Origin of the sequence: Marinobacter flavimaris (assembly GCF_045057155.1) — a bacterium.
In the GTDB taxonomy this organism is placed as follows: Bacteria; Pseudomonadota; Gammaproteobacteria; order Pseudomonadales; family Oleiphilaceae; genus Marinobacter; species Marinobacter manganoxydans.
On the sequence record NZ_CP171359.1, the window covers coordinates 2,625,657 to 2,650,894 of the forward strand.

23 protein-coding genes are annotated in these 25,238 nt (G+C 58.2%); 10 read left to right on the forward strand and 13 right to left on the reverse strand.

All coding sequences use genetic code 11. The annotated features are described in order from the left end of the window. Positions 1 to 36 precede the first annotated feature (36 nt). The 4 genes from ACGK9W_RS12460 to ACGK9W_RS12475 are packed head-to-tail and all read left to right on the forward strand — an operon-like array spanning position 37 to position 3,852. The gene (locus tag ACGK9W_RS12460; RefSeq protein ID WP_273044517.1) at positions 37 to 816 is read left to right on the forward strand and encodes a (Fe-S)-binding protein; all 780 of its coding nucleotides are present in this window, start codon (positions 37 to 39) and stop codon (positions 814 to 816) included. Continuing rightward, positions 813 to 2,252: a LutB/LldF family L-lactate oxidation iron-sulfur protein gene (locus ACGK9W_RS12465; RefSeq protein WP_405417016.1), complete on the forward strand. Its 1,440-nt coding sequence runs from the start codon at positions 813 to 815 to the stop codon at positions 2,250 to 2,252. Before ACGK9W_RS12460 ends, ACGK9W_RS12465 begins: the two co-directional genes overlap by 4 nt. Next, complete coding sequence (locus ACGK9W_RS12470; RefSeq protein WP_405417018.1) at positions 2,249 to 2,902, forward strand: lactate utilization protein C; 654 nt, start codon at positions 2,249 to 2,251, stop codon at positions 2,900 to 2,902. The genes ACGK9W_RS12465 and ACGK9W_RS12470 overlap by 4 nt, the downstream gene beginning before the upstream one ends. Then, positions 2,899 to 3,852, forward strand: a complete 954-nt coding sequence (locus ACGK9W_RS12475; RefSeq protein ID WP_092031973.1) for a DMT family transporter — start codon at positions 2,899 to 2,901, stop codon at positions 3,850 to 3,852. The genes ACGK9W_RS12470 and ACGK9W_RS12475 overlap by 4 nt, the downstream gene beginning before the upstream one ends. Positions 3,853 to 3,858: 6 nt before the next feature. On the opposite strand, the gene gloA is transcribed toward ACGK9W_RS12475, so the two are convergent. Then, positions 3,859 to 4,407, reverse strand: coding sequence for a lactoylglutathione lyase (gene gloA, locus ACGK9W_RS12480; RefSeq protein WP_008175256.1), 549 nt, complete (start codon positions 4,405 to 4,407; stop codon positions 3,859 to 3,861). Between the two features lie 291 nt (positions 4,408 to 4,698). Next, a complete protein-coding gene (locus tag ACGK9W_RS12485) occupies positions 4,699 to 5,835 on the reverse strand; it encodes an alkane 1-monooxygenase (protein WP_008175258.1) in 1,137 nt (378 codons plus the stop codon). A 251-nt stretch (positions 5,836 to 6,086) separates the two neighbouring features. Here ACGK9W_RS12485 and ACGK9W_RS12490 point away from each other — a divergent pair, with 251 nt between their 5' ends. The 4 genes from ACGK9W_RS12490 to ACGK9W_RS12505 all read left to right on the forward strand — a co-directional run bounded on the left by ACGK9W_RS12490 (position 6,087) and on the right by ACGK9W_RS12505 (position 11,192). Continuing rightward, the gene (locus ACGK9W_RS12490; RefSeq protein WP_273157349.1) at positions 6,087 to 6,746 is read left to right on the forward strand and encodes a GntR family transcriptional regulator; all 660 of its coding nucleotides are present in this window, start codon (positions 6,087 to 6,089) and stop codon (positions 6,744 to 6,746) included. A 97-nt stretch (positions 6,747 to 6,843) separates the two neighbouring features. Further along, positions 6,844 to 7,902 carry a YbhN family protein gene (locus tag ACGK9W_RS12495; protein WP_405417021.1) on the forward strand — a complete coding sequence of 353 codons (1,059 nt, stop codon included), beginning with the start codon at positions 6,844 to 6,846 and terminating at the stop codon, positions 7,900 to 7,902. Beyond that, positions 7,899 to 10,142, forward strand: coding sequence for a glycosyltransferase (locus ACGK9W_RS12500; RefSeq protein ID WP_008175264.1), 2,244 nt, complete (start codon positions 7,899 to 7,901; stop codon positions 10,140 to 10,142). The genes ACGK9W_RS12495 and ACGK9W_RS12500 overlap by 4 nt, the downstream gene beginning before the upstream one ends. A 102-nt stretch (positions 10,143 to 10,244) precedes the next feature. After that, entirely contained in the window at positions 10,245 to 11,192 is a 948-nt protein-coding gene (locus tag ACGK9W_RS12505; RefSeq protein WP_405417023.1) for a YbgA family protein, read from the forward strand. Between the two features lie 69 nt (positions 11,193 to 11,261). Here ACGK9W_RS12505 and ACGK9W_RS12510 read toward each other — a convergent pair whose 3' ends face one another. The 3 genes from ACGK9W_RS12510 to ACGK9W_RS12520 all read right to left on the reverse strand — a co-directional run bounded on the left by ACGK9W_RS12510 (position 11,262) and on the right by ACGK9W_RS12520 (position 13,916). Next, a complete protein-coding gene (locus ACGK9W_RS12510; RefSeq protein ID WP_405417025.1) occupies positions 11,262 to 11,996 on the reverse strand; it encodes a YdiY family protein in 735 nt (244 codons plus the stop codon). A gap of 24 nt (positions 11,997 to 12,020) precedes the next feature. Then, the gene (locus ACGK9W_RS12515; RefSeq protein ID WP_405417027.1) at positions 12,021 to 13,040 is read right to left on the reverse strand and encodes a rhodanese-related sulfurtransferase; all 1,020 of its coding nucleotides are present in this window, start codon (positions 13,038 to 13,040) and stop codon (positions 12,021 to 12,023) included. Between the two features lie 144 nt (positions 13,041 to 13,184). Then, the gene (locus tag ACGK9W_RS12520; RefSeq protein WP_405417029.1) at positions 13,185 to 13,916 is read right to left on the reverse strand and encodes a DsbA family protein; all 732 of its coding nucleotides are present in this window, start codon (positions 13,914 to 13,916) and stop codon (positions 13,185 to 13,187) included. 127 nt (positions 13,917 to 14,043) lie between these two features. Between ACGK9W_RS12520 and ACGK9W_RS12525 the strand changes: the two genes are divergently transcribed. After that, positions 14,044 to 15,018 carry an NAD(P)H-dependent flavin oxidoreductase gene (locus tag ACGK9W_RS12525; RefSeq protein WP_405417031.1) on the forward strand — a complete coding sequence of 325 codons (975 nt, stop codon included), beginning with the start codon at positions 14,044 to 14,046 and terminating at the stop codon, positions 15,016 to 15,018. Here the strand turns inward: ACGK9W_RS12525 and ACGK9W_RS12530 are convergent. From ACGK9W_RS12530 to ACGK9W_RS12545, 4 genes are all read right to left on the reverse strand, one after another. Continuing rightward, entirely contained in the window at positions 15,015 to 16,955 is a 1,941-nt protein-coding gene (locus ACGK9W_RS12530; RefSeq protein ID WP_405417033.1) for a methyl-accepting chemotaxis protein, read from the reverse strand. The two genes, ACGK9W_RS12525 and ACGK9W_RS12530, sit on opposite strands and share 4 nt — an antisense overlap. Before the next feature lie 127 nt (positions 16,956 to 17,082). Further along, positions 17,083 to 18,597, reverse strand: coding sequence for a DUF5666 domain-containing protein (locus tag ACGK9W_RS12535; RefSeq protein ID WP_273018217.1), 1,515 nt, complete (start codon positions 18,595 to 18,597; stop codon positions 17,083 to 17,085). Positions 18,598 to 18,673: 76 nt separating this feature from the next. Beyond that, positions 18,674 to 19,525 carry a DUF6502 family protein gene (locus ACGK9W_RS12540; protein WP_092031976.1) on the reverse strand — a complete coding sequence of 284 codons (852 nt, stop codon included), beginning with the start codon at positions 19,523 to 19,525 and terminating at the stop codon, positions 18,674 to 18,676. 82 nt (positions 19,526 to 19,607) lie between these two features. After that, a complete protein-coding gene (locus tag ACGK9W_RS12545; RefSeq protein WP_273083320.1) occupies positions 19,608 to 21,074 on the reverse strand; it encodes a DUF5666 domain-containing protein in 1,467 nt (488 codons plus the stop codon). Positions 21,075 to 21,279: 205 nt separating this feature from the next. Between ACGK9W_RS12545 and ACGK9W_RS12550 the strand changes: the two genes are divergently transcribed. After that, a complete protein-coding gene (locus tag ACGK9W_RS12550; RefSeq protein WP_008175274.1) occupies positions 21,280 to 21,453 on the forward strand; it encodes a DUF6435 family protein in 174 nt (57 codons plus the stop codon). A gap of 13 nt (positions 21,454 to 21,466) precedes the next feature. Here the strand turns inward: ACGK9W_RS12550 and ACGK9W_RS12555 are convergent, their stop codons facing one another. The 4 genes from ACGK9W_RS12555 to ACGK9W_RS12570 all read right to left on the reverse strand — a co-directional run bounded on the left by ACGK9W_RS12555 (position 21,467) and on the right by ACGK9W_RS12570 (position 25,230). Beyond that, positions 21,467 to 21,811 carry a chaperone modulator CbpM gene (locus tag ACGK9W_RS12555; protein WP_008175275.1) on the reverse strand — a complete coding sequence of 115 codons (345 nt, stop codon included), beginning with the start codon at positions 21,809 to 21,811 and terminating at the stop codon, positions 21,467 to 21,469. A 13-nt stretch (positions 21,812 to 21,824) separates the two neighbouring features. After that, positions 21,825 to 22,796: a DnaJ C-terminal domain-containing protein gene (locus ACGK9W_RS12560; protein ID WP_041645533.1), complete on the reverse strand. Its 972-nt coding sequence runs from the start codon at positions 22,794 to 22,796 to the stop codon at positions 21,825 to 21,827. 154 nt (positions 22,797 to 22,950) lie between these two features. After that, complete coding sequence (fba, locus tag ACGK9W_RS12565) at positions 22,951 to 24,015, reverse strand: class II fructose-bisphosphate aldolase (RefSeq protein ID WP_209400328.1); 1,065 nt, start codon at positions 24,013 to 24,015, stop codon at positions 22,951 to 22,953. A 54-nt stretch (positions 24,016 to 24,069) separates the two neighbouring features. Continuing rightward, positions 24,070 to 25,230, reverse strand: a complete 1,161-nt coding sequence (locus ACGK9W_RS12570) for a phosphoglycerate kinase (RefSeq protein ID WP_008175289.1) — start codon at positions 25,228 to 25,230, stop codon at positions 24,070 to 24,072. Between the last annotated feature and the right edge of the window lie 8 nt (positions 25,231 to 25,238).

A 25,238-nucleotide genomic window follows, 5' to 3' on the forward strand; every position in this document is an offset into this window, starting at 1 on the left:
CTGGATAACAATTCAAAAACCGTTGAGCATCCGCACATGGTTGATCCGATCAAGGTTTATCCTGCAAAACCCGCGAAAGTCTATTTCTACGGCACCTGTCTGGTGGACATGTTTTACCCCGATGCGGGCATTGCCGGCGTGGAACTTCTGGAGCGTGAAGGCATTGAGGTGCTGTTTCCCCAGAACCAGACCTGCTGTGGCCAGCCAGCCTACACCTCTGGTTATCACGACGAGGCCCGATCAGTAGCCAGGGCGCAGCTCGACCTGTTCCCCGGCGACTGGCCCATTGTGGTGCCATCCGGCTCCTGTGGCGGGATGATGCGCAAGCACTACCCCGACCTGTTCAAGGACACCACGGATGAGGTGAAAGCCGCTGAGGTTGCGGGCCGGGTCTGGGAGCTGACGGATTTCCTGCTCAACGTGTGCCACATCAAACTGGAAGACCTGGGTGAACCCACCACCGTGGCCATGCATACCTCCTGCTCCGCCCGCCGGGAAATGGGCGTGGCCGAGGTTGGACCAAAACTGCTGGGCCAGCTCAAAAACGTGAACCTGGTAGAGCAGATCCGGCCGGAGGAATGCTGCGGGTTTGGCGGTACCTTTGCGGTTCGCCACCCGGAGATTTCCAGCGCCATGGTGAGCGAGAAGGTGGACGCACTGGTGGATACCGGCACCAGGCAGTTTGTCACCACCGATTGCGGCTGCCTGATGAACATCGCCGGCTACGCCGAGAAGAACCAGAAGCCTGTTGAAGGCCAGCACATTCTCAGTTTCCTGTGGTCGCGCACCCAGGGCAAAGGGGGGCAGCAGTCATGAGTGAGACAGCCGAGCACACTGGCCATCACATCGACGTAAAAGAATTCCACCCGCGGGCTCAGGCGGCCATTCACGATCCCAAGATCCGCAAGAATTTCCGCAGCGCCATGGACGGGCTGATGTCCAAGCGCAAGACGGCGTTCGAGGGCTGGGATCTGGAAACCCTCCGGGATCTCGGTGCCAACGTTCGCCTCCGCGCCCTGGCCAATCTGCCAGATTTGCTGGAGCAGCTTGAAAAAAAGCTGACCGAAAACGGCATCAAGGTGCACTGGGCGGTGGACGGCGACGAGGCCTGCCGGATTGTGCGGGATATCTGCAAGGCGCGGGATGCCAAGACGGTAATCAAGGGCAAGTCCATGGTCTCCGAGGAAATGGAACTGAACCATTACCTGGAGGAACAGGGCATCGAAGCCCTGGAATCGGACCTGGGCGAGTACATTGTGCAGTTGGCGGATGAAACGCCATCGCACATCATCATGCCCGCGATTCACAAGAACACCGGCGAGATCTCCCAGTTATTGCATGACAAAACCGGCACCGATCTCTCCAACGATGTGGAATACCTCACCGCCAGTGCCCGCCTGCAATTGCGGGAAAAGTTCATGAATGCCGATGTGGGCGTTTCCGGGGTTAACTTTGCGGTGGCGGAGACCGGCACCCTGTGCCTGGTGGAAAACGAAGGCAATGGCCGGATGACCACCACAGTTCCGAAATGCCACATTGCCGTTACCGGTATCGAGAAGGTAGTGCCGAGCATGGAGGACGTCTCTGCCCTGCTCGCCCTGCTGACCCGGTCTGCTACCGGCCAGCACATCACCACCTACTTCAACATGATTTCCGGCCCGCGCAAGGCCGAGGAGCTGGACGGGCCGGAGGAAGTGCATCTGGTGCTGGTGGATAACGGCCGCTCGTCGATCTACCAGGACGACGAGCTGCTGGACACCCTGCGCTGCATCCGTTGCGGCGCCTGCATGAACCACTGCCCGGTGTACACACGGGTAGGCGGCCATGCCTATGGCACCACCTATCCGGGCCCGATCGGCAAGATCCTGATGCCGCACCTGATTGGCCTGGACGAAGGCCGGCACCTGCCCAGCGCCTCCAGCCTGTGTGGCGCCTGCGGTGAGGTCTGCCCGGTGAAAATCCCCATTCCCGATCTGTTGGTGCGACTGCGCCAGGAATCGGTGGATGGCGACAAGCTCCACCCGGCCAAGGTCCGTGGCCACGGGGCCAAGCGAAGCTCCATGGAAGCGATGATCTGGAAAGGCTGGGCCTGGATGCATGCCAGCCCCGGCATTTATCGCTTCGGCACCGGTGCCGCCAGCAAATTCAGGGCATTGCAGCCCTCGAAAGCCGGCGCCTGGACCGATTACCGCACGGCGCCCAAACTGGCGGCCAAAACCCTGCACCAGCGGATGAAGGAGCGTGGCCAATGAGTTCCCGGGAAACGATTCTGCAGCGGCTGCGCAACCGAACCGGCGGTGAACTGACGGTGCCGGAATGCGACTTCTCTGTTCTGGTACGGGATGACTGGTCGACAAAGGAGCGTATCGAGCGGTTCGAGAAGATGATCGAGTCGGTTCACGGCGAGGTGCACCACTGCACCGAAGACATGTGGATGGACCGCCTGGCCGAGGTGCTGAACACCCGCGGCGCCAGGAATCTGCTGATTCCAAAGCAACACGAAATCGGACAGTCCCTTCGCACTGCCGGTCGCAACGATCTGCCGGAACTGCTGATCTACGACGAGCCTATCGAAAGCTGGCAGTCGCATTTGTTCAACGAGGTGGACGCCAGCATTACGTCCACCCGCGGCGGTATTGCCGAAACCGGCTCGCTGATCCTGTGGCCAAACGAGGACGAGCCACGGCTAATGAGCCTGGTGCCGCCGGTGCACATTGCCGTGCTCCGGGCCGCGGAGCTCTATACCACCTTCCACGAAGCCATGAAGGCCCAGAACTGGGCTGCTGGCATGCCGACCAATGCCCTGCTAATCTCTGGCCCTTCCAAAACCGCCGACATCGAGCAAACCCTTGCCTACGGTGTTCACGGTCCCAAAGAGCTTATTGTGTTGATTATTGAATGATCCAAGGCGCCCTGTTGATCGCCCTGGCTGCCCTGCTATGGGCGACCACGGGCATTGTTGCGAAATTTCTGTTTACCGGTACCGAACTGCAGGCCATTACGTTGGGCTTCCTGCGACTGGCGGTGGCCTTGCCGTTTTTCTGGCTACTGATGCGGCGGGAGCAGATACGCCTTGAGCGCGCCAACCCGGGCGCCAGAGTGCCCGGCAGTTCGCTACGGAGCCTCACCCGCAAGACCCTGATTCCGCTGGCAGCCCTTGGCCTGTTCCAGGCGTTCTACCAGGGCAGCTACCTTCTGGCCGTGGACCTCACCGGTGCCGGCATCGCCACCCTGATCGCGCTCTGCCTTCCGCCAGTGCTGGTGGCAATTCTTGCTGCGCCTCTTCTGGGAGAGAAGCCCAGCCTTTTGACGGTTCTGTCGCTGTTTGCCGCCATCGCGGGCACGGGCATGCTGGTTCTCAGCGATATGGACACCACCGGTACACTTCGGCTTGCGGGCATTCTGGTGGCGTTACTGGCCGCCTGCGTGTACACCGGTTTCACGCTGACCAGCCGTTACAGCTCTGCCGGGACACCGGTGTTCACCACGGCGTTTATCTGCTTCTTCACTGCGGCGCTGATTCTGTTGCCGGTGGTTGCCCTGTCTGGCGGTTTCGAGGGGCTGGAAACTCTCAGTATCGGGCACTGGCTGATGGTGGTGTATGTGGGGGTGGTGCCAACCTGTATTGGCTATGTGTGCTTTTTCTCTGGCATGAAAACGACACCGGCCACGCTCTCCAGCATCATTGTGACTCTGGAACCGCTGTTTGTGGCGCTGCTGGCCTGGGTGTTTCTGGAGGAGATTCTGGGGCCGATTGGTATTGCGGGGGCACTGATACTGACCGCAGCGGTGGTGGTGGCCTCCCGCTACGGCCGTAAACCCGCAGCCGGCCAGGAGGCCGGTGCGGAGTAAGGAAGATCAGTCTTCCTTGCGCTGTTTCTCAAGCATGTCCGGCTGCAGGATTTCAATCCAGTAGCCGTCCGGGTCTTTGATAAAGGCCAGGCCTTTCATCTTGCCGTCGTCCGGCTTTTTCACAAACTCCACACCGAGCTTTTCAAAGCGGTCGCAGGCGGCGTAAACGTCTGGCACCGCTACGCCGATGTGGCCGAAGCCCTGAGGTTCGTCGTTGCCATTGTGGTAGCCGAAGTCGTTGTCGTCTTCGGTGCCCCAGTTGTGGGTGAGCTCAAGCATGGCTTCGCGGCCGAAGGTGTAGGTGGTGCGGTGGGCATCGTCCTGCGGCACGAGGCCGGCCTGGCGATCATCCAGGTAGCCAAGGAAATACAGGGTGAACTTCATTTCGGGGAAGTCCAGTTTGCGAACGAGGCGCATGCCCATCACTCGGGTGTAGAAGTCCATGGAGCGCTCGGGTTCCTTGATGCGCATCATGGTCTGGTTGAAGACGTAACCTTCGGTTTCGGGAACGGTTTCTTCGTATAGGCCAGGGGCCTGTTCGAAATGCTTGGGCATGTTGGTTTTCCCTTTTTTTCGCAGGATTCAAAGGTTATACCTGTGTGCGTTTCAGGGAGATTTCAAGGGCGTGAAAAAAGACCCCGGGGCCAGAGACGAACCGCCGGGGTCTTGAGGGCCGGTTTTTTAGGCCGGCGTTTCTTCAGAGACGCTCTGAAGATCGGTGGCTGGCAGGGCCATGAGGGGGTTCTTTCTTCCGGGAATCCGAACTCGCTTCGCTCAGACAGTCGTTTCCCTGCAGAAAGAACCCCCTCACACCCCTGCCGACCGAACCTTTGGAGTGGCCCGCTTTCAGGCCAACTGGTGTTCTTCTCCTTCGTAATAAGCCTCTACCCTTGGGTTCATTACCCGCCGCCAGAGTGGGGGGAACATTGCCAGGACGATCATTGCGGAGTAGCCGGCCGGTAGTTGGGGAGCCACGTCGTGGTGGCGGAGGATCTGGTATCTGCGTTTGGCCCAGGCGTGGTGGTCGCTGTGGCGTTGGAGGTGGAACAGGAAGACGTTGGTGAGGAAGTAGTTGCTGTTCCAGCTGTGTTCGGGGCCGGTGCGTTCGTAGCGGCCGTTTTCGAGTTTTCTCCGGTGCAGGCCGTAGTGTTCAAGGTAGTTGACGATTTCCAGCAGGGTGAAGGCGATGAAGCTCTGGCCCAGGAAGAAGACGGCGCCGAGCCAGCCGAAGGCGATGGTGAAACCAGCCAGTGCCAGGGCGCTGATGCTGTACCACCAGATCAGTTCGTTGCGCCAGCTGAGGGCTTTGTGGCCTTTGCGTTGCAGGCGTTCGGCTTCCAGTTTCCAGGCATTCAGGAAGTTGCGCATGTAGGCCTGGGGCAAGAAGTTATACAGGGACTGGTTGTAGCGTGACGAGGAGGCATCTTCCGGGGTGGAGACGTGTACGTGGTGGCCGCGCAGGTGTTCGACTTTGAAACCGGCGTAGCAGACCAGTGACAGCAGGAAGCCGCCGGCCCGAGTTTCGAGTTTTTCGTCTTTGTGGATGAGTTCGTGGGCGACGTTGATGCCGAGGCCTCCGACGATGCCGATGGAGACGATCCAGCCAATACTGCCCACCAGGCTGAAGGTGCCGGACGCCAGTTCCAGCATGCTCCAGACCAGTAAGGCTGCAAAGCCTGCCACCCAGCCCAGGGTAATGGCTTTATAGAACCGTTCGCCGACCATCCGCGGCACGTCGGTTTCTTCATCCGGGTTCAGGGAATCCTTGCCGAGCAGCATGTCCAGTACCGGGATGATCCCGAACACGACCACGGGGACGCCCCAGGAAAACAGGTTCACCAGATCAGTGGCCTGGCCGGCGGCCAGCAGCAGAGGCGGCAGCAACAGGGGCACCATGGCGATCAGGTAGCTGTACTTCTTGAGGGTCAGCAATATCCTTCGGCGGGTGGCCTCGCGATTGACCGATAACTGCGTTGTGCTCATTGGGTTCTCTCCATCAAATGCTTGTTGGTGAAACTCTGATCACCTGTTGTTTTCTGCATTATTGTCCTACAATACATCAGTCGTCAACATTTCTGGCGAGGTTTTTTGACAATTGTCAGGAAGCCCCGCCGAATCAAGGCGTTGTCGCTATCGCACTCCGAGGCTGTGATAAACTCATGCGCATATACTCTTCCGCCGGTCGGCTTACTGCAGCAGCCGACCGGTTTTTACGACCTGTCCAGAGAGCCTTTATGGATTTTCAGGTGCCGAACACACTGGCCGAGCAGATTGCCAATTACCTTGCAGAACGGATCATGACCGGGCAGATTCGTCCGGGTGAGCGGATTCAGGAGGCCACGCTCGCCGGTAAACTGAAGGTGAGCCGGGCATCGGTGAAGGAAGCCCTGTACACCCTGGAGCGCTGGCATCTGGTGGAGATCACGCCCCGTAAGGGCGCTTCGGCAACCCGGCTGGATGCGGCCCATGCTTCGGAGCTCTACGATGTTTATATGCACTTGCTGATGATGATGGCGGTGCGTTTGTGCGAGCGCTGGCAGGAACGCGACAAGCCTCTGGTGCTTGGGGCGGTGAGCAAGGTTGTTGACAAGATAAACGACGGATCTGCCGACATCTCCGGGGTGGTTGAGGCGAGTTTTGATGTGATGGATGCCTGTTGTGAGGTGGTGGGGAATCCGTATCTCACGGAGGCACTGTCGAATTTCAAGCCGGCGGTCAGTCGGGCCTATTATCTGAGTGCCGATCGGTATCGTCGAGGTTTGACGCAGACCAGTGAGTTTTTTGCCAATCTGCCGCAGGCGGTGCTGGCGCGGGATTCGGATAAGGCGCAGGTGTTGATTCGGGAGTTTGCGGAGCACCAGAAGTCTCTCATTCACCAGGCTCTGACTTCTTAACCTCGACCCTGGAATCCATGGGGTTCGCCGCCAGCGACACTGGACACCCACCACACCCTACGCTGTAAACTGCCCGTCTCACTCTGACGGGCAGCCCATGACTGACTCCACTGAAATCAGCTATTCAAAGCGCGCTTCTGGAAAAAGACTGGCGATGTTCAGTCTGTTGTTTCTGGTACTCACCGCTGCCGGGCTGTATACCGTTTACCATCTGTTCGCCGAACGCACCCTTACCTTCGATACCAGGCTGATCGCTCCGGGAACCCTGTTATCGGTGGCTGGCCTTCTGCTGGTTTATTTCATCTCGGATGGCCTTCGGCTCTATTTTACGCTGAGAGCCCTGGGGCACAGGATTCCCCTGCCGGCCATGGTGCGGCTGGTGTTTATCAATCTGTTCTTTTCCAACATCACGCCGATGGCCACCGGTGGCGGTTTCGCCCAGATCTGGTTTCTGAGCCACCATGGCGTTCCGATTGGGCGTGCGACGGCTGCGACCACGATCCGGACGATCCTGGCGGTGCTGTTCATATTTTCGCTGACGCCGGTATTCCTGCTCACGCTCAAACCCCTGGACGGCAATTCCATTACTGGCGATATCGGCACCGCTCTGGCAGTTCTGATTGTGTTGTACCTCGGCTTTTTCCTGGTTCTGCTGTTCCGGACCCGCTGGCTGATCGGCCCCCTGACCCGGCTGCTGAGGGCCGCGCGTCGGCTCCATCTGATAAGTGAACCCCGCCATCGGCGCTGGCAGTTCAAGGCACGCCGGGAAATGCTGCGGCTGTCACGGAGCTTTGGTGATTACCTGCGTGGTGCTCCGGTGTTCGTCTGGCTGTCCATCCTGTTCACCGCCGTGTTTCTGCTTAGCCTGTTCAGCTTCCCGGCGCTGCTGATGCACAGCCTGGACTACAGTGTTGATTATGTGATGTCCGTGGGCCTGCTGGTTGTGACCACCTTCGTGATGTACTTCTCGCCCACGCCGGGCGCCTCAGGCATCTCGGAGGGTGTTTTCGGGAGCTTCTTCCGGGATATCCTCTCGGGAAACCACCTGATTCTGGTCATCGTCTGCTGGCGTCTGCTGACCATCTATCTGGGCATGATTATCGGGCTGGTGGTGCTACAGAAGGAACTTGTTGCCAATCGCAGGAGAGCCGGATGATCTTCCGAAACCCACTCAAGCTGCTGTTTTACCTCTGTCTTCTGGTGGTGTTTCTGCTGGTTGGCTACAAAACCTACCTGAATCTGTTCACGGAGGATTTCGAGGGGGTTCATACCGAGCAGGTAGAACGGATTTATCAGGCACTTGAACCCGGCGAGCCCTTCAGTTTCGCGGTGGTGGGCAATATCAATAATTCGGTGGGCATCTTCGAGGACCGCATCATCCCGGAGCTGAATCGATCCGGGCTGGATTTTCTGGTTTCGGCGGGGAACGCTGTCAGTGGTGGCGGCGAAGACAAGTACCGGGCACTCTACGGCACTCTGAGCCACCTGGAGATCCCCTATCTGCTGACCTTCGGTGCCCACGAGTACGAGGACTTTGGCAGTTTCCGTTTCTACGATCACTTCGGCCCGCACTTCTTCAGTATCGAAGCGGGCAATAGCCGGCTGATTTTTCTGGACAGCACCGGTAAAACTCCCTGGCGCTGGCAGATCCGCTGGCTGAAGGATTTGCTGGCCCAGGACACGTCGAAGGCGAGGATCTTGTTCATCGGGCACCCTCCCCTTCATCCGGACGAGAATGCCCCGTTCGACCAGAAGGATGATTACCTGGCGCCGCCCGAGTTCCGGGACGCCCTTCTACAGGCCATCGAGGAGCATGACGTTGACCGGGTATTTTCAGCCAACCTCTCGCTCTATTCGGAAAAGACGGTAGAAGACACCACCTTCGTTACCACGGGTGGCGCCGGTGGCCTGGTTATGAACAACGACACCAGTTTCTATCACTACGTGCAGGTGAATGTAGACTCAGATGGCGAGGTAACACACCGTCTGCAGCGACTGGAAGTGGGCCAGCACCCGGTTCTGAAGCGGCTGGAAAGTCTCTGGTTCTTTATCTACTCCCTGTTCTACACCGGTTACCTCAACTTTATTCTGATCGTCGCCGTGTTTGCGGCCATTGCGATCAAGCTGTACGGCGCCATTTTCATCGGCAAGGATTATTACCCGGACTACGACCTGGACCCCTCGCCCTGGCTGGACAAACCGATGCGGGTGGCCATGTTTACCAACAACTACCTGCCCTTCATCGGCGGGGTACCCATTTCCATTGAACGCCTGCGCCGGGGCCTGGAAGCGCTTGGCGATAAACTGCTGGTCGTGGCGCCCCGCTACAAGGGGCAGCCGGAAACCGAATCCCACGTTTTGCGAGTGCCCTCGCTACTGGCCATGGGCGAGAAGCGGGAATTCCGGCTGGCCAATATTTTCCTCGGGCGGATTCGCAAACGGGTTCGGGCGTTCAAGCCGGATATCATCCATCTGCACCATCCGTTCTGGCTGGGGTCGCTGGGCCTGTTCGTGGCTCGCACCCTGAATATCCCGGCCATATACACCTACCATACCCGCCTGGAGCATTACGCCCACTTCGTGCCGCTACCCGGCATGCTGTTCCGGAACCTGATTTCGCACGCGCTGATCAAACGCTTTGCCAACAAGTGCGACGGTGTGATCGTGCCTACCTACTCCACGGAGGAATATCTGCGGATGATCGGGGTTAAAACACCGACCTTCGTGCAGCCTACCGGCATTGAATATCACAAGTTCCAGGAGGTTCAGGAAAAGGACGTCGAGCAACTCCGGGAGAAGCTGAAGCTCAGGAATGAGAAAGTGTTTGTCAGTGTTTCCCGGCTCTCGAACGAGAAAAACATCGACTTCATGATTGAGGCCATTGATGCCCTGCGGCGGGAAACCCATGTGCCCTTCCGGTTCCTGATGATCGGCGATGGCCACCAAAAGGACCGCTTGCAGAAGAAGATCGAAGACCTGGGACTTCAACAACACTTCACCCTTGTTGGTGCCGTGCCGCCGGACGAAATGGCCACCTGGTACCGACTGGGGGATGCCTTCCTGTTCGCCTCCATCTCCGAAACCCAGGGCATGGTAATTCTGGAGGCGATGGCTGCCGGTTTGCCGGTCGTAGCGGTTCGCTCCAGTGGCATTGAAGACGTTGTCCGACACGGGTTCAACGGCTTCAAGACGCCGGAAAAACAGGACCAGTGGCGGGCGCAAGTCAAAAAGCTACTGGAAGACGACGATCTGCGTGAAAAACTCTCCGAACAGGCCCTGGAATTTGCCAGGGACTACTCAGTGGAGCAGTTCGCCCAAGACGTCCGCACCATCTACGCCACCACACTCGCCATGGCCGCGAAGAAACGAAAAGGCTCGATAATCCATCCTGAATAGGTGGGGTTACAGTTTTCCGCAGCGGCCTGATCGGGCTAGACTGAATTCACGTATTACAAAGACAGTTTTAGCTATCAGACCTGGTTATTATCGGAGACTAACGTGAGCGGCATCCCCGTCGGAATCAGCACCTGCCTGCTGGGCAAGGAAGTTCGCCATGATGGCGGCCATAAACATTCCCGTTACTGCACCCAGGTGCTGTCTAAGCATTTCGAGTTCCGTTCTATCTGCCCGGAGCTGGAAGCGGGCCTTGGCGTGCCCCGCCCGGCCATTCACCTGCGCGAGCACGGAGACGGCCTGCACCTGGTTGAAAGCAAAGGCACCAAAGACCACACACAACCCATGCAGGACTTCATCCAGCAGGTTTTGCCCTCCCTGGAGAATCTGCGCGGCTATATCCTGATGGCGAAATCCCCCAGCTGCGGCATGGAACGCATCAAGATCCATAACGCCGAGGGCGCCTTCATGCATCGCGATGGCCGGGGCATGTTCGCGGATGCCCTGATGAAAGCCTACCCGCTGATGCCGGTGGAAGAAGAGGGCCGCCTGCACGACGACATGCTGCGGGAAAACTTTATCGAGCGTGTGTTCGCCTACGACGACTGGATGCAGAACGTGGCCGGCGACCAGCTCACCAAGCAGTCACTGCTGGAGTTCCACCAGCGCCACAAGTTCACCCTGCTGGCACATTCTGAAAAGATCTACCGCCAGTTGGGGCCGATGCTGGCCGATTTGAAATCCGAGCCGCTGGCGCAGATTGCCGAGCGCTATATTCACGGCTTTATGGAAGCCATGACCCAGAAAGTGAGCCGGGGCTCCCACGTGAATGCCATGCAGCATTTGCTGGGCTACCTGAAAGACGGTATGTCCGCCGAAGAGAAAACGGTGCTGCTGGAGCAGATTGAAGCCTACCGGCGCGGGGAGATCCCGCTGGTAGTGCCGATGACGCTGCTGCGCCTGGCCCAGCGCAAGGAGCCGGTAGACTACCTGCACACCCAGAAATACCTGACCCCCTACCCGGACGAGCTGGGGCTGCGAAACAACGTATAACCGGTTTCCGCAAACAAAAACGGGGCAGATGGTTGAACCACCTGTCCCGTTTTTTTTAACCGACGCTGCTCAGAAACCGTAGAGCAAAGACAGCGACGTTTCGGTGTCGGTCTTGTCTGAACCTTCCGGCGCATCCGATACATACTTCACCCGGAACGCCACTTTCATGGACAGGCTGTTCACGATGGTGCTCTGCAAGGAGGTCTCAGACTCAGTGATGGTGTTGTTGTAATCCAGGCCGATTTCCGTGCTCAGTTTCTGCCGGAACAGGGAGGTTTCAGACAAACCGTAATCGAACTGGCCTGCCAGCCGCGCGATGGCTTCTTTTTCCACGTCACGACCGGTGTCCACGTCCACCTGCATGAGCTTGTTGTAGCGATAACCGGCGCCGGCAGACAGGTCCAGGAAGGAACGGTCGCCAGACTGCCACACCCGGTTGCCATAACCGGTGGTCAGGGTGGATTCAAAGTCGTAGCCGGAGAAACGGTCATCCTCCCAGGACCCGCGAACAAACCAGTACTGATGGTCGTCGAACTTGCGGTTGGCTTCCAGTGCAGCCTTGTATTCCTCGGCAGTGGTTTGGTCTTCCGCCTCGGTGTACCTGGAACTGAAATCGCCGCTGTTACGCCAGGTGCCGGTTTCGTGAATCAGCCCCAGCCGGCCGTTCACCTTGGTTTCCTCGCTGTTACCGGTGGCCATCAACACACCCAGTTCGGCTTCGCCTTTCCAGTTTCCGCTTTCCTGGGCATGAACCATCGGGGCCAGTGCCATACAGGCGACTACCAGCGGTTTCCTGATCAACATAGTTTCTCCTTGGTTGAGTTTTCTTTAATTCGACGTAGACTTACGTGCGTTTTCCCCCTCCAGACTTCTGCGGGCCTGTTGCTCGCGCTCGGCCTTCTTTCGGGCCTTGCGCTCGGCAATAATGCGGGCCGCTTCGCCACCCACGTGGGCTTCGCCACGTTCCTCGGCCAGACGCATCTGGCGCTCGCGCTCCTTGAACCGGGCTTTCTGTTCCTCGGTCAGGGAGTCGATGCACTGGTGGCAGCTCACACCCTGTTCGTATTCCGGGCGCTGTTTATCGTCTTCGGTAATGGGCCGGCGGCAGGCGTGGCACTGGTCGTAATCACCACGCTCCAGGTTATGGTTGACGGTAACCCGGTCGTCGAATACAAAACACTCGCCCTGCCACAGGCTCTGCTCCTGAGGCACCTCTTCCAGGTACTTCAGAATGCCGCCCTTGAGGTGATACACCTCGTCAAACCCCTGTTCTTTCAGGTAGGCGGTGGACTTTTCACATCGGATGCCGCCGGTGCAGAACATGGCAACCTTTTTGTGTTTGGCCGGGTCCAGGTTCTGTTTCACGTAGTCCGGAAACTCCCGGAAGGTGTCTGTGGCGGGGTTCAGCGCGTTTTGGAAGGTGCCGATCTCGACTTCGTATTGGTTGCGGGTATCCACCAGCACCACATCCGGATCGGAAATCAGTTTGTTCCATTCTTTCGGATCCACATACGTGCCGACAATCCGCTTCGGATCAATACCGTCCACACCCATGGTGACGATCTCTTTCTTGAACTTCACTTTGGTGCGTTTGAACGGCTGGATGTCCACAAAGGACTCTTTGTAATCAATGCCGTCGAACCGCTCGTCGCTGGCGATCCAGTCTTTCACGGCATCAATGCCTTCGCGGCTGCCGGCAATGGTGCCGTTGATGCCCTCGCGCGCCAGCAGCAAAGTGCCGTGCACGTCTTTCTCGAGCATCAGGTCCAGCAGCGGCTGGCGGAGGGATTTATAATCATTCAGGACTGCGAACTTGTACAGTGCGCAGACAACAACGTTGTTGCTCATCATTTTCTCCTGCGGGCCGGACCGTAAATCCGGAGCATGGTTTCGGAACTGGTTGAAAGTATCAAAGGCTGGAGCCTGAGAGGGCGCAAATTTTAACCAACTCAGGCTCACGATCAAGTGCGGGGTTACCCGGGGATCAAATCGTCAGTCCGCCTCATCAGCCAGTTCACGCTCAACTACGGCGGAAAGTTGACCCCAGCCCGGTCGGGTCAGGCGAATGTTATCCACCAGAACCGTCGGTGTGCTGGTGACTCGTAACTGCATGGCCACCTGGCGGCTCTGCTCGACAGCCTCGCGGTGCAGTTCGGTGGTCATGCACCGGCGAAAGCGGCGCTCATCCAGCCCGAGATCCCCGGCATAACGGGTAAAGGTTGCGACCGGATCGTTCGAAGCACTCCACTCGGTCTGAAAACCGTAGAGGCGATCGTGCATTTCCCAGTAGGCATCCTGGTCACCGGCGCAGCGGGCTGCCTGGGCGGCGGGCATGGCGTTCTGATGCTGCTGCAGTGGCAGATCAAAGTAGACGAATCGAACCTTGCCGGCGTCCACGTATTCCTCTTTCAACTGCTTGCTGGCAGAGGAAAAGCTGCCGCAGGCGGGGCACTGGTAGTCGGCAAATTCACGCACCACCACCGGGGCATCTTCGGGGCCGACGGAGACGCCGTACTGGTCCAGTTGGGCTGGAAACTCCTCGGCATTGGGCGCAGCCACAGGCAGTTCGTCCGAAGTCGGTTCGGGTGCGGCGGTCAGGAAAAAGACACCGAAAAGCACCGCTGCCAGAACCAGCAAACCAATGCCGGCATACAGCGGCTTGTTGGATTTTGCTTTTGGGGGAGGCGGTGCACCGGTTTCTTTGCGACGTTTTGCTTCACCCATGGAGGGGCTCCTTTTTGTATTTCTGGTTTTCCGGAATTAATTAGCTCGCGACCGTTTTCAGAACCGGCCGGGCACGCTAAGATCCTTTATATCCTACAAAAGTTCCAACAAAAATTAAGGAATCCTCATGCCGTTGCCCGCTTCCATGAAAGACTCTCTCTCACTGCCTCTGGTGGCCGCACCCATGTTCCTGATCTCTGGCCCGGAACTGGCGCTTGCCTGCTGCAAGCAAGGTATCGTTGGCAGCTTCCCGGCCCTGAACCAGCGTACCAGCGAAGGCTTTGAAGACTGGCTGATCCAGATGAATGAAGAGTTGGTAGCCTTTCGAAGCACGAATCCGGGTGTCACAACGGCGCCCTACGCCGTTAACCTGATCGTGCACCGGACCAATCACCGCTGGCAGGCGGATCTGGAACTGTGTGTAAAACACCAGGTGCCTATCATCATTACCTCTCTCGGCGCCGCCAGCCAGGTGGTGGAAGCGGTTCACAGCTATGGCGGCGTGGTGTTCCATGACGTGACCAACCAGAAGCATGCCCGCAAGGCAGCGGAGGCGGGGGTTGACGGTATCATCGCAGTGGCGGCGGGTGCCGGTGGCCATGCGGGCACCATCAACCCGTTCGTTCTGGTGCACGAAATCCGGGAAGTCTTTGATGGCACGATTCTGCTCGCCGGTGGGCTGTCCCACGGTGAGGACCTGCTGGCGGCCCAGGCCATGGGCGCGGACCTGGCCTACCTGGGCACCCGGTTTATCAACACGTTCGAGTCCCAGGCCGACGAAGCCTACCGGAACATGATCATCGAGGCGGTGTCTGGCGACATTATTCACACACCGGCGGTATCCGGTGTGCCCGCCAGCTTCATGCGCCAGAGTCTGGAGGCAGCCGGCTTCCCCATGGACAAATTGAACCAGGCCGGCGAGATCAACTACGGGGAAAAGCTGAAGCCCATTGATGATGAAGCCAAAGCCTGGAAAACCGTGTGGTCCGCAGGCCAGGGGGTCAGCCAGATCGACGACGTGCTGAGCGTCCCGGACCTGGTGAGCCGCCTGGCCGACGAATACAGAAGCGCCCGGGAACGCCTGCTATCTGAAGGCTCCTAAACCTGGAACTGTGAGGCTTTGTCCTTCAACGAGGTCAGCGTCCTGGCAATCTGGCCGCTGGCCTCATCGGAGCGCTCAATGGCTTCAACCGTCTGGCGGGAGGAACCGGCAATATCGCTCACGCTCACGCTGACCTCACTGGCATGCCGGCCCTGCTCTTCTGCCACGGATGAAATCGCCAGGGCCCGATCCTGAAGGCTGCTGAGCAGCTGATTGATCCGATCGAAATGTTCATCGGCCCGGCGGAACTCCGAGGAGGATTCCGCAACCTGGCCTGATACTTCACCGATAGCGCTGACCGCCTGTCGACTGCCCTGCTGCAGGCGTTCGATGATGGACTGGATTTCGGTGGTGGATTCCTGGGTCCGGCTTGCCAGGGTGCGGACCTCATCGGCCACCACCGCAAAGCCCCGGCCGGATTCTCCTGCACGGGCAGCCTCGATGGCGGCGTTCAGTGCCAGCAGGTTGGTTTGCTCTGCGATGGCACCGATCACCGACAGCACCGAACCGATTTCCTTGCTCTGGTGGTCCAGCTGATTAACCGCATCTACTGCCTGCTCAACGTTACGGACCACCTGATCCAGCCGGTTTCGCACATCCCGGGAAATACCGGCGGTGGCCTCGCTCTCGGAACTGACATTACTCACCGATCCGGCGATGTCCTGTATGTTCTCAGCCACCTCAGAGATGCTGCGGGACATGGCTTCCATGGTGCCGGACACCTCGGCGACGTCCTGCTCCTGACGATTCACCGCGGCCACGGCACTACGGCTTATGTCGCCCTGAGCCTGGGCCTGGCCGGCTGCCGATTCAGCGGACTCTTTGACTTCCGAGACCAGCTCCTGGATTCGTCCAATAAAGCGGTTCACGCCTTGCGCCATTTCCGTGAGCTCATCCTTGCCTTTCATGGAAACCCGGCGGGTGAGATCGGCCTCGCCATCGGCGATACCCCAGATCGCCGAGCTCAAACGGAAAACTCTGGGCAGCAAGCCTCCGCCGAGCACCAGGGCCACCAGCAGGATCAGAACCACCACGGAACCGATTGCCAGCATGCTCAAATTGGCGGAGAGGCTCGAAGCTTCGGTATTCAACGCCTCCACAGTGTTCTGGATTCTGGAGCGAGTGTCAGCGTCCATACTCGCCAACTGCTGCTGAAGGCGCCGGTTAACCTGTTCGGTTTCTGCTTCCAGGGTGTCATGCAGCGCGTCGATGCTGCCGGTGATGGTAGCGCTGAACTCCTGCTCCAGAGCCGCCAGGTCCTGATTGATGCCTTCGAGCGACAGCCCCAGCTTCAGCTGACCAATGGCGGAACCCTGGGGGGCGATATCGGCCGTAATGATGACCACGTTGGGGTCGCGACTTGCCGCATCCAGGACCCGATTTGCCGCACCGCGACCTTCCCCCTGCTCCATTAAGGTGCGCACCCGGTCGTCGGTGCGGTCCACATAACGGGTCAGCCGATCACCGTACTGGTCGTAATACACGGCAAACAGAACCGATTCACGGGCGTCGGCCAGTTCGACAAGATCGGTGAGGCGTGGGACATCCCGATCCCAGATCAGCGGGGCCGCAACAGCGGCGAGGACATCAGCCAGACCCTGGGCTTCCGCCATGACAGCAGTGCGAACGTTGCCGGCAACGCGTTCCTGCTGCGCCGTCTGCTGGCGGGTGAGTTCGGCGGAGAGTTCCTCGGTGGTCTTCTGCCGCATGGTCTCCAGGCGGGATCGGACATCCTCACGGGTATCCCCGAAGGAGGCACTGACCTGCTGGCTGCTGGCCTCAAGGGCGGACCCTGCGGTGTCTACCAGGCGCTCTACCTGGCTGGAAATCAGCCACTGGCTGACCAGGACCTGAACCAGACCGGCAACGACCAGAACAACAAAAACCGGTCGGAGAAGGCGGCTAGAGATCAGCCGCCGGATAAAACTGAGTGACATACGGACTCCGCTAGCATGTGTGCTTCATGCATCCTGCACAGTCGGCAACAGCGTCCCTGCCTGGCGTGTCCGTATGTATAGCAAAACCCGGGCCGGAGTGGGCCGCATTTATGTACGGGTTTTGTAGTTAATCGTCATCGCTTTCTTCCAGATCGATTTCGTCGGCGATGAAGTTGTTCCCGTTCCTCGAATATTCAACTTCGAGAATCAAAAGCTCGCCATCATCAAAACGATCAATAATTTCACTTTGAGTATTACTGTCGTAAACCGCTGGTCCGGCATCGATCGATACACCGAGAACCGTGATGGTGCTCGGAGTGATGCTCGTAAGCTTTCCTTCAAGCTCGTAAAGATCTCGATCATCGAAATCTGCAATTTCGTCATCAACCTCCACCTTCAAAGCTTCGATAAATACATCTGCACCCTGCTCTTTCTCAATGCCCTCGACCTCCACTGTGGTCGAACCAATGGGGAGGGTCTGGAATGAGATACCAGAGCCGTCTTCGACAGTGAAGGCAGTCGTCGACGAAATCCGAACTTCAACACCGCCGACTAGGAAAGAGTTGTCAGCAGAGGAAGAAACTACTCCCTTCACTTTCGCATTGCCGTCCCGGAGTTCAATTTCCTCCGCTTCAACAACCGTATCCGAGACGAACTGCCCTTCCACCTGTATCAGGAGCCCTTCGGTAAGCTCGTCGAGAGTAATGCTGTCATCCAGTTCGGTTGCATCTGTCACCCGAACGGTCAGACCTCCCATCGTAAACTCTCCCGGGCGTGAGCTGATACCGGAAGCGGTATAGGGCGCATCAATTATCGCGGTGAACTCGATATCGTCAGCACTGCTGCGACTGAAGCGTCGGGCGTCGTCCCGGTCAATGGTAGCGGCAGTCAACACGCTTCCTGACAGGGTTCCCTCTACCTCCAGGACAGCGCCGTTGATCAGGTTCGCCTCGGTCAGGTCTGATCCGAAACTGACGCTGTTCTCATCATATTCAACGGTGATCGTGCCAATCGTGAATTGATTCTGGGATATATCCACCGCTGACAATGTGCCTTCCAACTCGATACTAGTCAGATCCGGATTGATGACCGCGATGTAGCCGGCCCGATAGGAGCCATCGGCCTGACGCCAGGCGCTGACACGGACATGATCTGTGATAGAGGGTTCGCCAAGCAGTGTGGCGTAAGTTGTGCCGCGAACCACCGTCTGGCGATCAACCCGCACGGATTGCCCCATCACTGAAAGGGTCACGAATTCACCGGCACCACTTGGATCGGCGGTCACTAGGTCTACCGGACCCCGCAATGTATCGTCGTAACTGAGCTTCTCGGCCGTGCCTTCGCCATCATCAAACCACTCGCCTTCAACCCTGAGAATCATTCCTTCACTCAGAAGGCCTTCAGCAGTGATGCCGTCATTGCTTTCCACTTCCCGATTCGGAATGTCATCGGTGCTGAATTCAACGCCATTAACAAAAACACTTCCGAATCCGGAAACCGGACCAACGCTGGACCCGGTGCCCCGGATACCACCATCGGCAACATCAAGGCCTCCGCCAGCGCCACCGCAGGCGGAGATCGCCCCGAAGACCACTGTGCCGGCTGCCAGCCCAATAACACGATTGCAGAAGTGCCGTTTCATAACCTTTATCTCCGTAACCGGCGTTCCTGGCCGGCATCTGTCATATCGCTTGTTTAAAGCGCCTGCGGAAACTTTTTTATTCCCCACCCCGGCCGCCTTTTCCGGCGGGCTCTTCAAAGAAGAAGATGCTCACGCCGGTTCGGACGGGCTCACCGGATACACTTTCAGGCTCTTGACCGGATATATCCCGATCATGGGGACCAAGCCACTTGTCCAGTTCTTCCAGAAGAGACTGGGAACGTTCGGCTGCATGCCTGCGCCAGCGCTCCATCACTTCCGGAGGGATATTGTTGTAGGTCAGGGTTCTCTGGAACAGAGGTGGCTGCCCGGACTCGTCACTGACCAGATTGTGATCAATGGTTGCGATGAGATCCGATACGTCCTCACCGAAAATCTGCAGCATTTCCTCGCTGTCTCCGGCCGGGACAAAGGCCCTTTGCTGCAGGACCAGGCGGCCAGATTCCCCCTCCACGGAAACCACCCCCACCCGAAGCAGTTCATCCAGCACGGAACGGGGCGGCATGTCGCCGCTGTAGCGTTTGACCAGCTCGCTGAAGCTTGCAGGCCCGTCGAAAGCCAGCATGGCAGGCTCTCCGTCCTTGGCCTGAAACACCGCATCGTGGACCCAGCCCGATACCACCCGGGACGCCCGGTTGGTATGGAGCACGTCGCGGCTCCCAGCATCCTCCCCTGCCAGGATCTCCCGCTGGCGTTTGACTTCCTTGCGGGTCAGCCCGGTCATGACTGCAGCCCGTGAGTCCGTGGGCTTTCTCCGGTCGTCGGTGAAGTCCTCCAGGGCGGCTTCCACGTAGGCACGTTTAACCAGCTCGGAGAACTCACCAAAAGGAATACCATTGCGCAACAGCAACCTCGCCAGAGGGCGCAGAATGCGAAACAGCGCTTGATGCAGGGGGTTGGGCTTTTTCATGTTTGGGATTGTATTCCCATAGCGACTTCGAAAGCCAGGATGCGGGCCGACAACTGTCCGACCCGCACCTTCGGCTCACTGATCAATCATCATTGCTGCCATTGCCGTCGTCACTATCGTCATCGACTTCGACGTTGTCGGTGAGCTCATACTCGCCACCGCTGGTCTGGCGATACTCGATTTCCACTTCATCACCAACCTGGGCGCCGGACAGGCTGTAGCCATTTCGGAGCACCTCAAGATTCATGATGGTGATGGAATCGGCTCCGATGGCACTCACCCGTGCCTCAAGCTCAAAATCGTCATCGTCATCGTCATCCTCACGCTCGATGCTGATGGCCTCGAGGAATCCGCCTTCACTGCTCTGCTGGCGACCTTCAATTTCGAGATAGTCACCCACCTGCAGGCTCTGGATATCCTGGACGCGACTGCGAAGGCCATCTTCGTCATCGTCGTCGTCATCAATCAGGGTGTTGCCGGTCAGCTGAACCCGGACGCCACTGACGACCATGGTTTCATTGGTCAGATCAAGAGACTCGATGCGACCATCCAGCTCGGCATCGGAATCCCGGCCTTCGATCTCTTCAGCCACCAGGACGCCATTGCGGAAATCCCCTTCCACTTTCACGAACAGGCCATCCGCAAGGCTGCTTTCGCGGAGATCGTCGAACTCGGTGCCCCCATCAATCTGGACGCGCACCCCATTTACCGAGAACTGTCCGCTGGCGGCGTCATAGTCATAAATGCTTCCGGAGATTTCGACATCGTCATCATCGTCGAAGAGGTCATCCTCATCATCGATTTCCTCGGCCAAGATGGTGTTGCCGTTCAGCGTCCCTTCCACTTCGACAGCGATTCCGTTTGCCAGGTCATCGAGGGAGAAATCATCGTCTCCTACCGCACTGGTGTAATCGATAATAAAACCGTTGATGGTGAAGGTCTGGGCGCTTGTGTCCAGATCGGCAACAACGCCTTCGATTTCTACTTCGTTGTTGTCATCGAATTCCAGGCCAATGGCCCGGGCACCAACAAAGCTTGCCCGGAAGCTGCCATCCTCAAGACGCCAGGCGCTGACCCTTATACGATAGCCCTGGGGGTTGTCGGCAAGAGCCGTTGGTGTTGCGCCGCGGAAGACGGTTTTGCCATCCAGGGCAATGCTCTGGCCAAGCATGGTCAGAGTTCCGGTGCGGGTAACCTCATCCCAGCTCATGCCGGAAATCGGCCCGCGCAGGGTATCGTCATAACTGACTTTGTCCGCCCGCCCCTGACCACTGTCATCCCAATCGCCCTCAATTTTGAGGATCATGCCCTTTTCGAGCTGATCCTCGCGTTCCAGGCCATCGTCGCTGCTAACGCTGCCGTTGGTCTCAAATCGGGTACCGTTCACGTAAACACTGCCGAAACCGGATACCGCCCCGACACTGGTCCCCGATGAAGCATCACTTGTTGAGGCGTCTCCAGAGCCACCGCCTCCGCAAGCGGCGAGCGCGCCAGCAAGAGCGCCGGTCATGGCCAGTTTCACTGCAATTGCTAAAGGTTTGCGATTCATCGTTCTTCTCCAGGCTTGTTGTTGCGTCCCCGGGCGACCACGTCTTAGCACCCGACAATAAAATGGGATTTTTTTCCCATATCTTTGTTTGGGAATTTAATCCCATTATTTATGGCTGTCCAGTTTTTGATCATGAAAATTTTGTGAACTTTATGGAGCAAAAAACGTAAATCTTTGAACGTTCAGCCAAAACAGGTTCATTACGATGTTGGGATTTTTGAAAGGCGATCCGAAGAAAAAACTGCAGAAACAATACGAGGCGAAGCTCGCCAAGGCACTGGATGCCCAGCGCAATGGCGATCTGAGAACTCATGGAACCCTCATGGAGGAGGCAGAAAAGATCTACGCCGAGATCCAGGCGCTGGACGAAAAGAAATAAGCGGGGGGAGCGTTTACTCCCCCATCAATTGCCGGATGCGGTGATTGAGACGGGCCACTTCCCGACGCATTTCCTCCACCTCATCGAGCAGTTCCAGAGACATGGCCAGGCCGGGCAGATTCATTTTCAGGTCCCTCTGTAATCTCTGCGCTTTGCGCAATCGGCTCAGGGCAGCGACATCGAACTCCCATTGCCGTGCCTCCGGGTAATCTTCCAGCGGGGCAATGATCCCGTAGTCCACCAGTTTTATGACAAACTCGGCATGGCACTCGCCACGCTCGCATATTTCACGCAGGGTGAAGGTGCTGCCACTCTGGTCAAGTACCTCTACCGTCAGCACATGATCTTTATTGCTCATACCTTACTCCCGCTCACACGTGAAGCTTGCTGCGTGGATTGAATTGCTTCTCGGCCTCGGCCAGCTGCTCGTAGAGCTTTTCGGCCTCAGGGCTGTGTTTCTCGGGCATGGCAATCTGCAGGATGACAATCTGATCGCCCGGGTGCTTGCCCGGGAAACCCTTACCCTTGAGGCGCAGCTTCCGTCCACTGGTGGAGCCCTTCGGCACCTTCACATTCACCTTTGAGCCAATCGTTGGCACGGTCACCGTTGCCCCCAGAGCGGCCTCCCAGGGGGCGATCGGAACCGTGACCAATACGTCCCGGCCCTCCACCGTGAAATGCGGATGGGGTGCCAGCTCCACTTCAATGAACAGATCGCCTGGTTCTCCGCCACCAACGCCCGGCGCCCCCTGGCCTTTGAGGCGAATATGCTGGCCCTCGCGCATGCCTGCGGGAATCTTCACTTTCAGGGTCTTTTGCCGCGGCATCACCCGGCCATGCTCATCGGCCTCATGTACCGCAAAAGAAACCTGCTTTTCACAGCCGTGAAACGCTTCTTCGAGGAACAGGGCGAGCCTCGCATGCACATCCTCACCGCGCATTCTCATGTTCTGGCGGAAACCGCCACCACCGTAGCCCCCGGAGAAACCGCCCTGGCGACCACCTCCGAATATCTCCTCGAAGAAGTCGCTGAACTGGCGCGCGTCGGCATCGGTATAACCTCCGCCACCGAAACCGGCACCACTTTGCCAGCCCGGAGGCGGCTCGAAAGAACCATCCGCCCTGGCGCCGTATTTACGCAGCTGGTCGTACTCCGCGCGCTTCTCGGGATCTTTCAGTACTTCGTAGGCTTCACCCACTTCCTTGAATTTGGTGTCGGCGTCCTCTTCCTTACTGACATCCGGATGGTATTTCCGTGCCAGCTTTCGGTAGGCTTTTTTTATCTCCTCGGCGGAGGCAGACTCACTCACACCGAGCACGGCGTAATAGTCTTTGAAGTCCATCAGGATCCTCACCACTGGTTATTCTGCTGGGCGTACGCCCGCTTACTAACCACTATATTTGATGAGATTGGGGAAATTACAAGGGGAAGGTCGTTCGTACTTGAGGTGGGTCAGGCATTTGGGGCGGAGATCCGCCCCAAATGAATAACATAACTTACTTAACTTTCGGATCCAGCTCACCGGAGGCGTAACGCTCGAACATGCGCTCAAGGTTCACCGGCTTGATCTTGCTGGCGTTGCCGGCACAACCAAAGGCTTCGTAACGCGCCACGCATACGTCGGTCATGGCCTTCATGGTTTCCTTGAGGAATTTGCGCGGGTCGAACTCGGCCGGGTTTTCAGCCAGGAAGCGACGGACCGCGCCGGTGCTGGCCAGACGCAGGTCGGTATCAATGTTGACCTTGCGCACGCCGTGCTTGATGCCCTCTACAATTTCTTCGACCGGCACACCATAGGTTTCCGGAATCTCACCACCGTATTCGTTGATGATCTTCAGCCACTCCTGGGGTACGGAGCTGGAGCCGTGCATAACCAGGTGGGTGTCCGGGATGCGGGCATGGATGGCTTTGATCTGGTCGATGGCCAGGATGTCGCCTGTGGGCGGACGGGTAAACTTGTAAGCACCGTGGCTGGTGCCGATGGCGATGGCCAGGGCGTCAACATGGGTTTTCTTGACGAAGTCCGCCGCTTCTTCCGGGTCGGTCAGCATCTGGCTGTGATCCAGGGTACCTTCGGCACCGATGCCGTCTTCTTCACCGGCCTGGCCGGTTTCGAGAGAACCCAGGCAACCCAGCTCGCCTTCTACGGAGACACCGCAGGCGTGGGCCATTTCAACGGTGCGACGGGTAACATCAACGTTGTATTCGTAGTCGGTGGGGGTTTTACCGTCTTCACCGAGGGAGCCGTCCATCATCACGGAGCTGAAGCCCAGCTGGATGGAGCGCTGGCACACGGAGGGGCTGGTGCCGTGGTCCTGGTGCATGACCACCGGGATGTGCGGGAATTCCTCGATGGCCGCCAGGATCAGATGGCGCAGAAATGGCGCACCGGCGTACTTACGGGCACCGGCGGAGGCCTGGACAATCACCGGCGAATCGGTTTTGTCGGCGGCTTCCATGATGGCGCGCATCTGTTCCAGGTTGTTGACGTTAAAGGCTGGCACACCGTAACCATGCTCGGCGGCGTGATCCAGCATTTGCCGCATCGAAATCAGGGCCATGGGTCGTCTCCTTCATTTGGACTTTGGGGATAGTTGGATTCTTTCAGTAACTCGTTACGCGCCGCGTTCTTCCAGCACCGCTACTGCCGGGAGCGTCTTTCCTTCTACGAATTCCAGGAACGCGCCACCACCGGTGGAGATATACGAGATTTTGTCAGCAACGCCGTACTTGTCAACGGCGGCGACGGTATCACCACCGCCGGCGAGGGAGAAGGCGTCACTTTCGGCGATGGCATTAGCAAGCGCTTTGGTGCCGTTGCCGAACTGGTCGAATTCGAAAACGCCAACCGGGCCGTTCCAGAGGATGGTTTTGGCGTTTTTCAGCAGTTCAGCGAATTCGCCCGCGGTCTCTGGGCCCACATCGAGAATCATGTCGTCGTCGGTGACGTCGGAGATGTTCTTGACGGTTGCGGTGGCGGTTTCGGCGAACTCGCTGGCAACAACCACGTCGACCGGCAGCGGGATTTCAACGCGACTGGCGATGTCTTTGGCGGTGTCGATCAGGTCGTGTTCGCATAGCGATTTGCCGACCGGGTGACCGGCCGCGGCCAGGAAGGTGTTGGCGATGCCGCCGCCCACGATGATGGAGTCACACACTTTCTCAAGGGCGTTGAGCACGTCCAGTTTGGTAGAAACCTTGGAGCCGCCAACGATGGCAACCACCGGTTTGGCCGGGTTGTCCAGGGCTTTGCCAAGGGCTTCAAGCTCGGCCGCCAGCAGCGGGCCGGCGCAGGCCTCTGGGGCGAATCTCGCCACGCCGTGGGTGGAGGCCTGGGCGCGGTGCGCCGTGCCGAAGGCGTCCATGACGTAGACATCGCACAGGGCCGCGTACTTCTTCGCGAGGTCTTCGTTGTCTTTCTTTTCGCCCTTGTTGAAGCGAACGTTCTCGAACAGGACAACTTCGCCATCGGCGACTTCAACGCCGTCCAGATAGTCCTTGATCAGGCGAACTTCCTGGCCCAGCACCTTGGTCAGGTGGTCGGCGACCGGCTTCATGGAGGAGGCTTCGTCGTAAACGCCTTCCTCCGGGCGGCCCAGATGGGACATCAGCATGACTTTGGCGCCCGCGTCTTTAGCCGCCTTGATGGTGGGCAGTGACGCGCGAATGCGGGCGTCACTGGAGACTTTGCCGTCCTTGACCGGCACGTTCAAATCTTCGCGGATCAGCACTCGCTTACCGGCGAGGTTAAGGTCGGTCATTCTCTTGATGGCCATAACGTTCG

What these genes read in the sequence shown, in the direction of transcription:
- ACGK9W_RS12460 (WP_273044517.1), top strand. Translation starts at nt 37, where the DNA reads ATGGTTGATCCGATCAAGGTTTATCCTGCAAAACCCGCGAAAGTCTAT.
- ACGK9W_RS12465 (WP_405417016.1), top strand. Translation starts at nt 813, where the DNA reads ATGAGTGAGACAGCCGAGCACACTGGCCATCACATCGACGTAAAAGAA.
- ACGK9W_RS12470 (WP_405417018.1), top strand. Translation starts at nt 2,249, where the DNA reads ATGAGTTCCCGGGAAACGATTCTGCAGCGGCTGCGCAACCGAACCGGC.
- ACGK9W_RS12475 (WP_092031973.1), top strand. Translation starts at nt 2,899, where the DNA reads ATGATCCAAGGCGCCCTGTTGATCGCCCTGGCTGCCCTGCTATGGGCG.
- gloA (WP_008175256.1), bottom strand. Translation starts at nt 4,407, where the DNA reads ATGCCCAAGCATTTCGAACAGGCCCCTGGCCTATACGAAGAAACCGTT.
- ACGK9W_RS12485 (WP_008175258.1), bottom strand. Translation starts at nt 5,835, where the DNA reads ATGAGCACAACGCAGTTATCGGTCAATCGCGAGGCCACCCGCCGAAGG.
- ACGK9W_RS12490 (WP_273157349.1), top strand. Translation starts at nt 6,087, where the DNA reads ATGGATTTTCAGGTGCCGAACACACTGGCCGAGCAGATTGCCAATTAC.
- ACGK9W_RS12495 (WP_405417021.1), top strand. Translation starts at nt 6,844, where the DNA reads ATGACTGACTCCACTGAAATCAGCTATTCAAAGCGCGCTTCTGGAAAA.
- ACGK9W_RS12500 (WP_008175264.1), top strand. Translation starts at nt 7,899, where the DNA reads ATGATCTTCCGAAACCCACTCAAGCTGCTGTTTTACCTCTGTCTTCTG.
- ACGK9W_RS12510 (WP_405417025.1), bottom strand. Translation starts at nt 11,996, where the DNA reads ATGTTGATCAGGAAACCGCTGGTAGTCGCCTGTATGGCACTGGCCCCG.
- ACGK9W_RS12515 (WP_405417027.1), bottom strand. Translation starts at nt 13,040, where the DNA reads ATGAGCAACAACGTTGTTGTCTGCGCACTGTACAAGTTCGCAGTCCTG.
- ACGK9W_RS12520 (WP_405417029.1), bottom strand. Translation starts at nt 13,916, where the DNA reads ATGGGTGAAGCAAAACGTCGCAAAGAAACCGGTGCACCGCCTCCCCCA.
- ACGK9W_RS12525 (WP_405417031.1), top strand. Translation starts at nt 14,044, where the DNA reads ATGCCGTTGCCCGCTTCCATGAAAGACTCTCTCTCACTGCCTCTGGTG.
- ACGK9W_RS12530 (WP_405417033.1), bottom strand. Translation starts at nt 16,955, where the DNA reads ATGTCACTCAGTTTTATCCGGCGGCTGATCTCTAGCCGCCTTCTCCGA.
- ACGK9W_RS12535 (WP_273018217.1), bottom strand. Translation starts at nt 18,597, where the DNA reads ATGAAACGGCACTTCTGCAATCGTGTTATTGGGCTGGCAGCCGGCACA.
- ACGK9W_RS12540 (WP_092031976.1), bottom strand. Translation starts at nt 19,525, where the DNA reads ATGAAAAAGCCCAACCCCCTGCATCAAGCGCTGTTTCGCATTCTGCGC.
- ACGK9W_RS12545 (WP_273083320.1), bottom strand. Translation starts at nt 21,074, where the DNA reads ATGAATCGCAAACCTTTAGCAATTGCAGTGAAACTGGCCATGACCGGC.
- ACGK9W_RS12550 (WP_008175274.1), top strand. Translation starts at nt 21,280, where the DNA reads ATGTTGGGATTTTTGAAAGGCGATCCGAAGAAAAAACTGCAGAAACAA.
- ACGK9W_RS12555 (WP_008175275.1), bottom strand. Translation starts at nt 21,811, where the DNA reads ATGAGCAATAAAGATCATGTGCTGACGGTAGAGGTACTTGACCAGAGT.
- ACGK9W_RS12560 (WP_041645533.1), bottom strand. Translation starts at nt 22,796, where the DNA reads ATGGACTTCAAAGACTATTACGCCGTGCTCGGTGTGAGTGAGTCTGCC.
- fba (WP_209400328.1), bottom strand. Translation starts at nt 24,015, where the DNA reads ATGGCCCTGATTTCGATGCGGCAAATGCTGGATCACGCCGCCGAGCAT.
- ACGK9W_RS12570 (WP_008175289.1), bottom strand. Translation starts at nt 25,230, where the DNA reads ATGGCCATCAAGAGAATGACCGACCTTAACCTCGCCGGTAAGCGAGTG.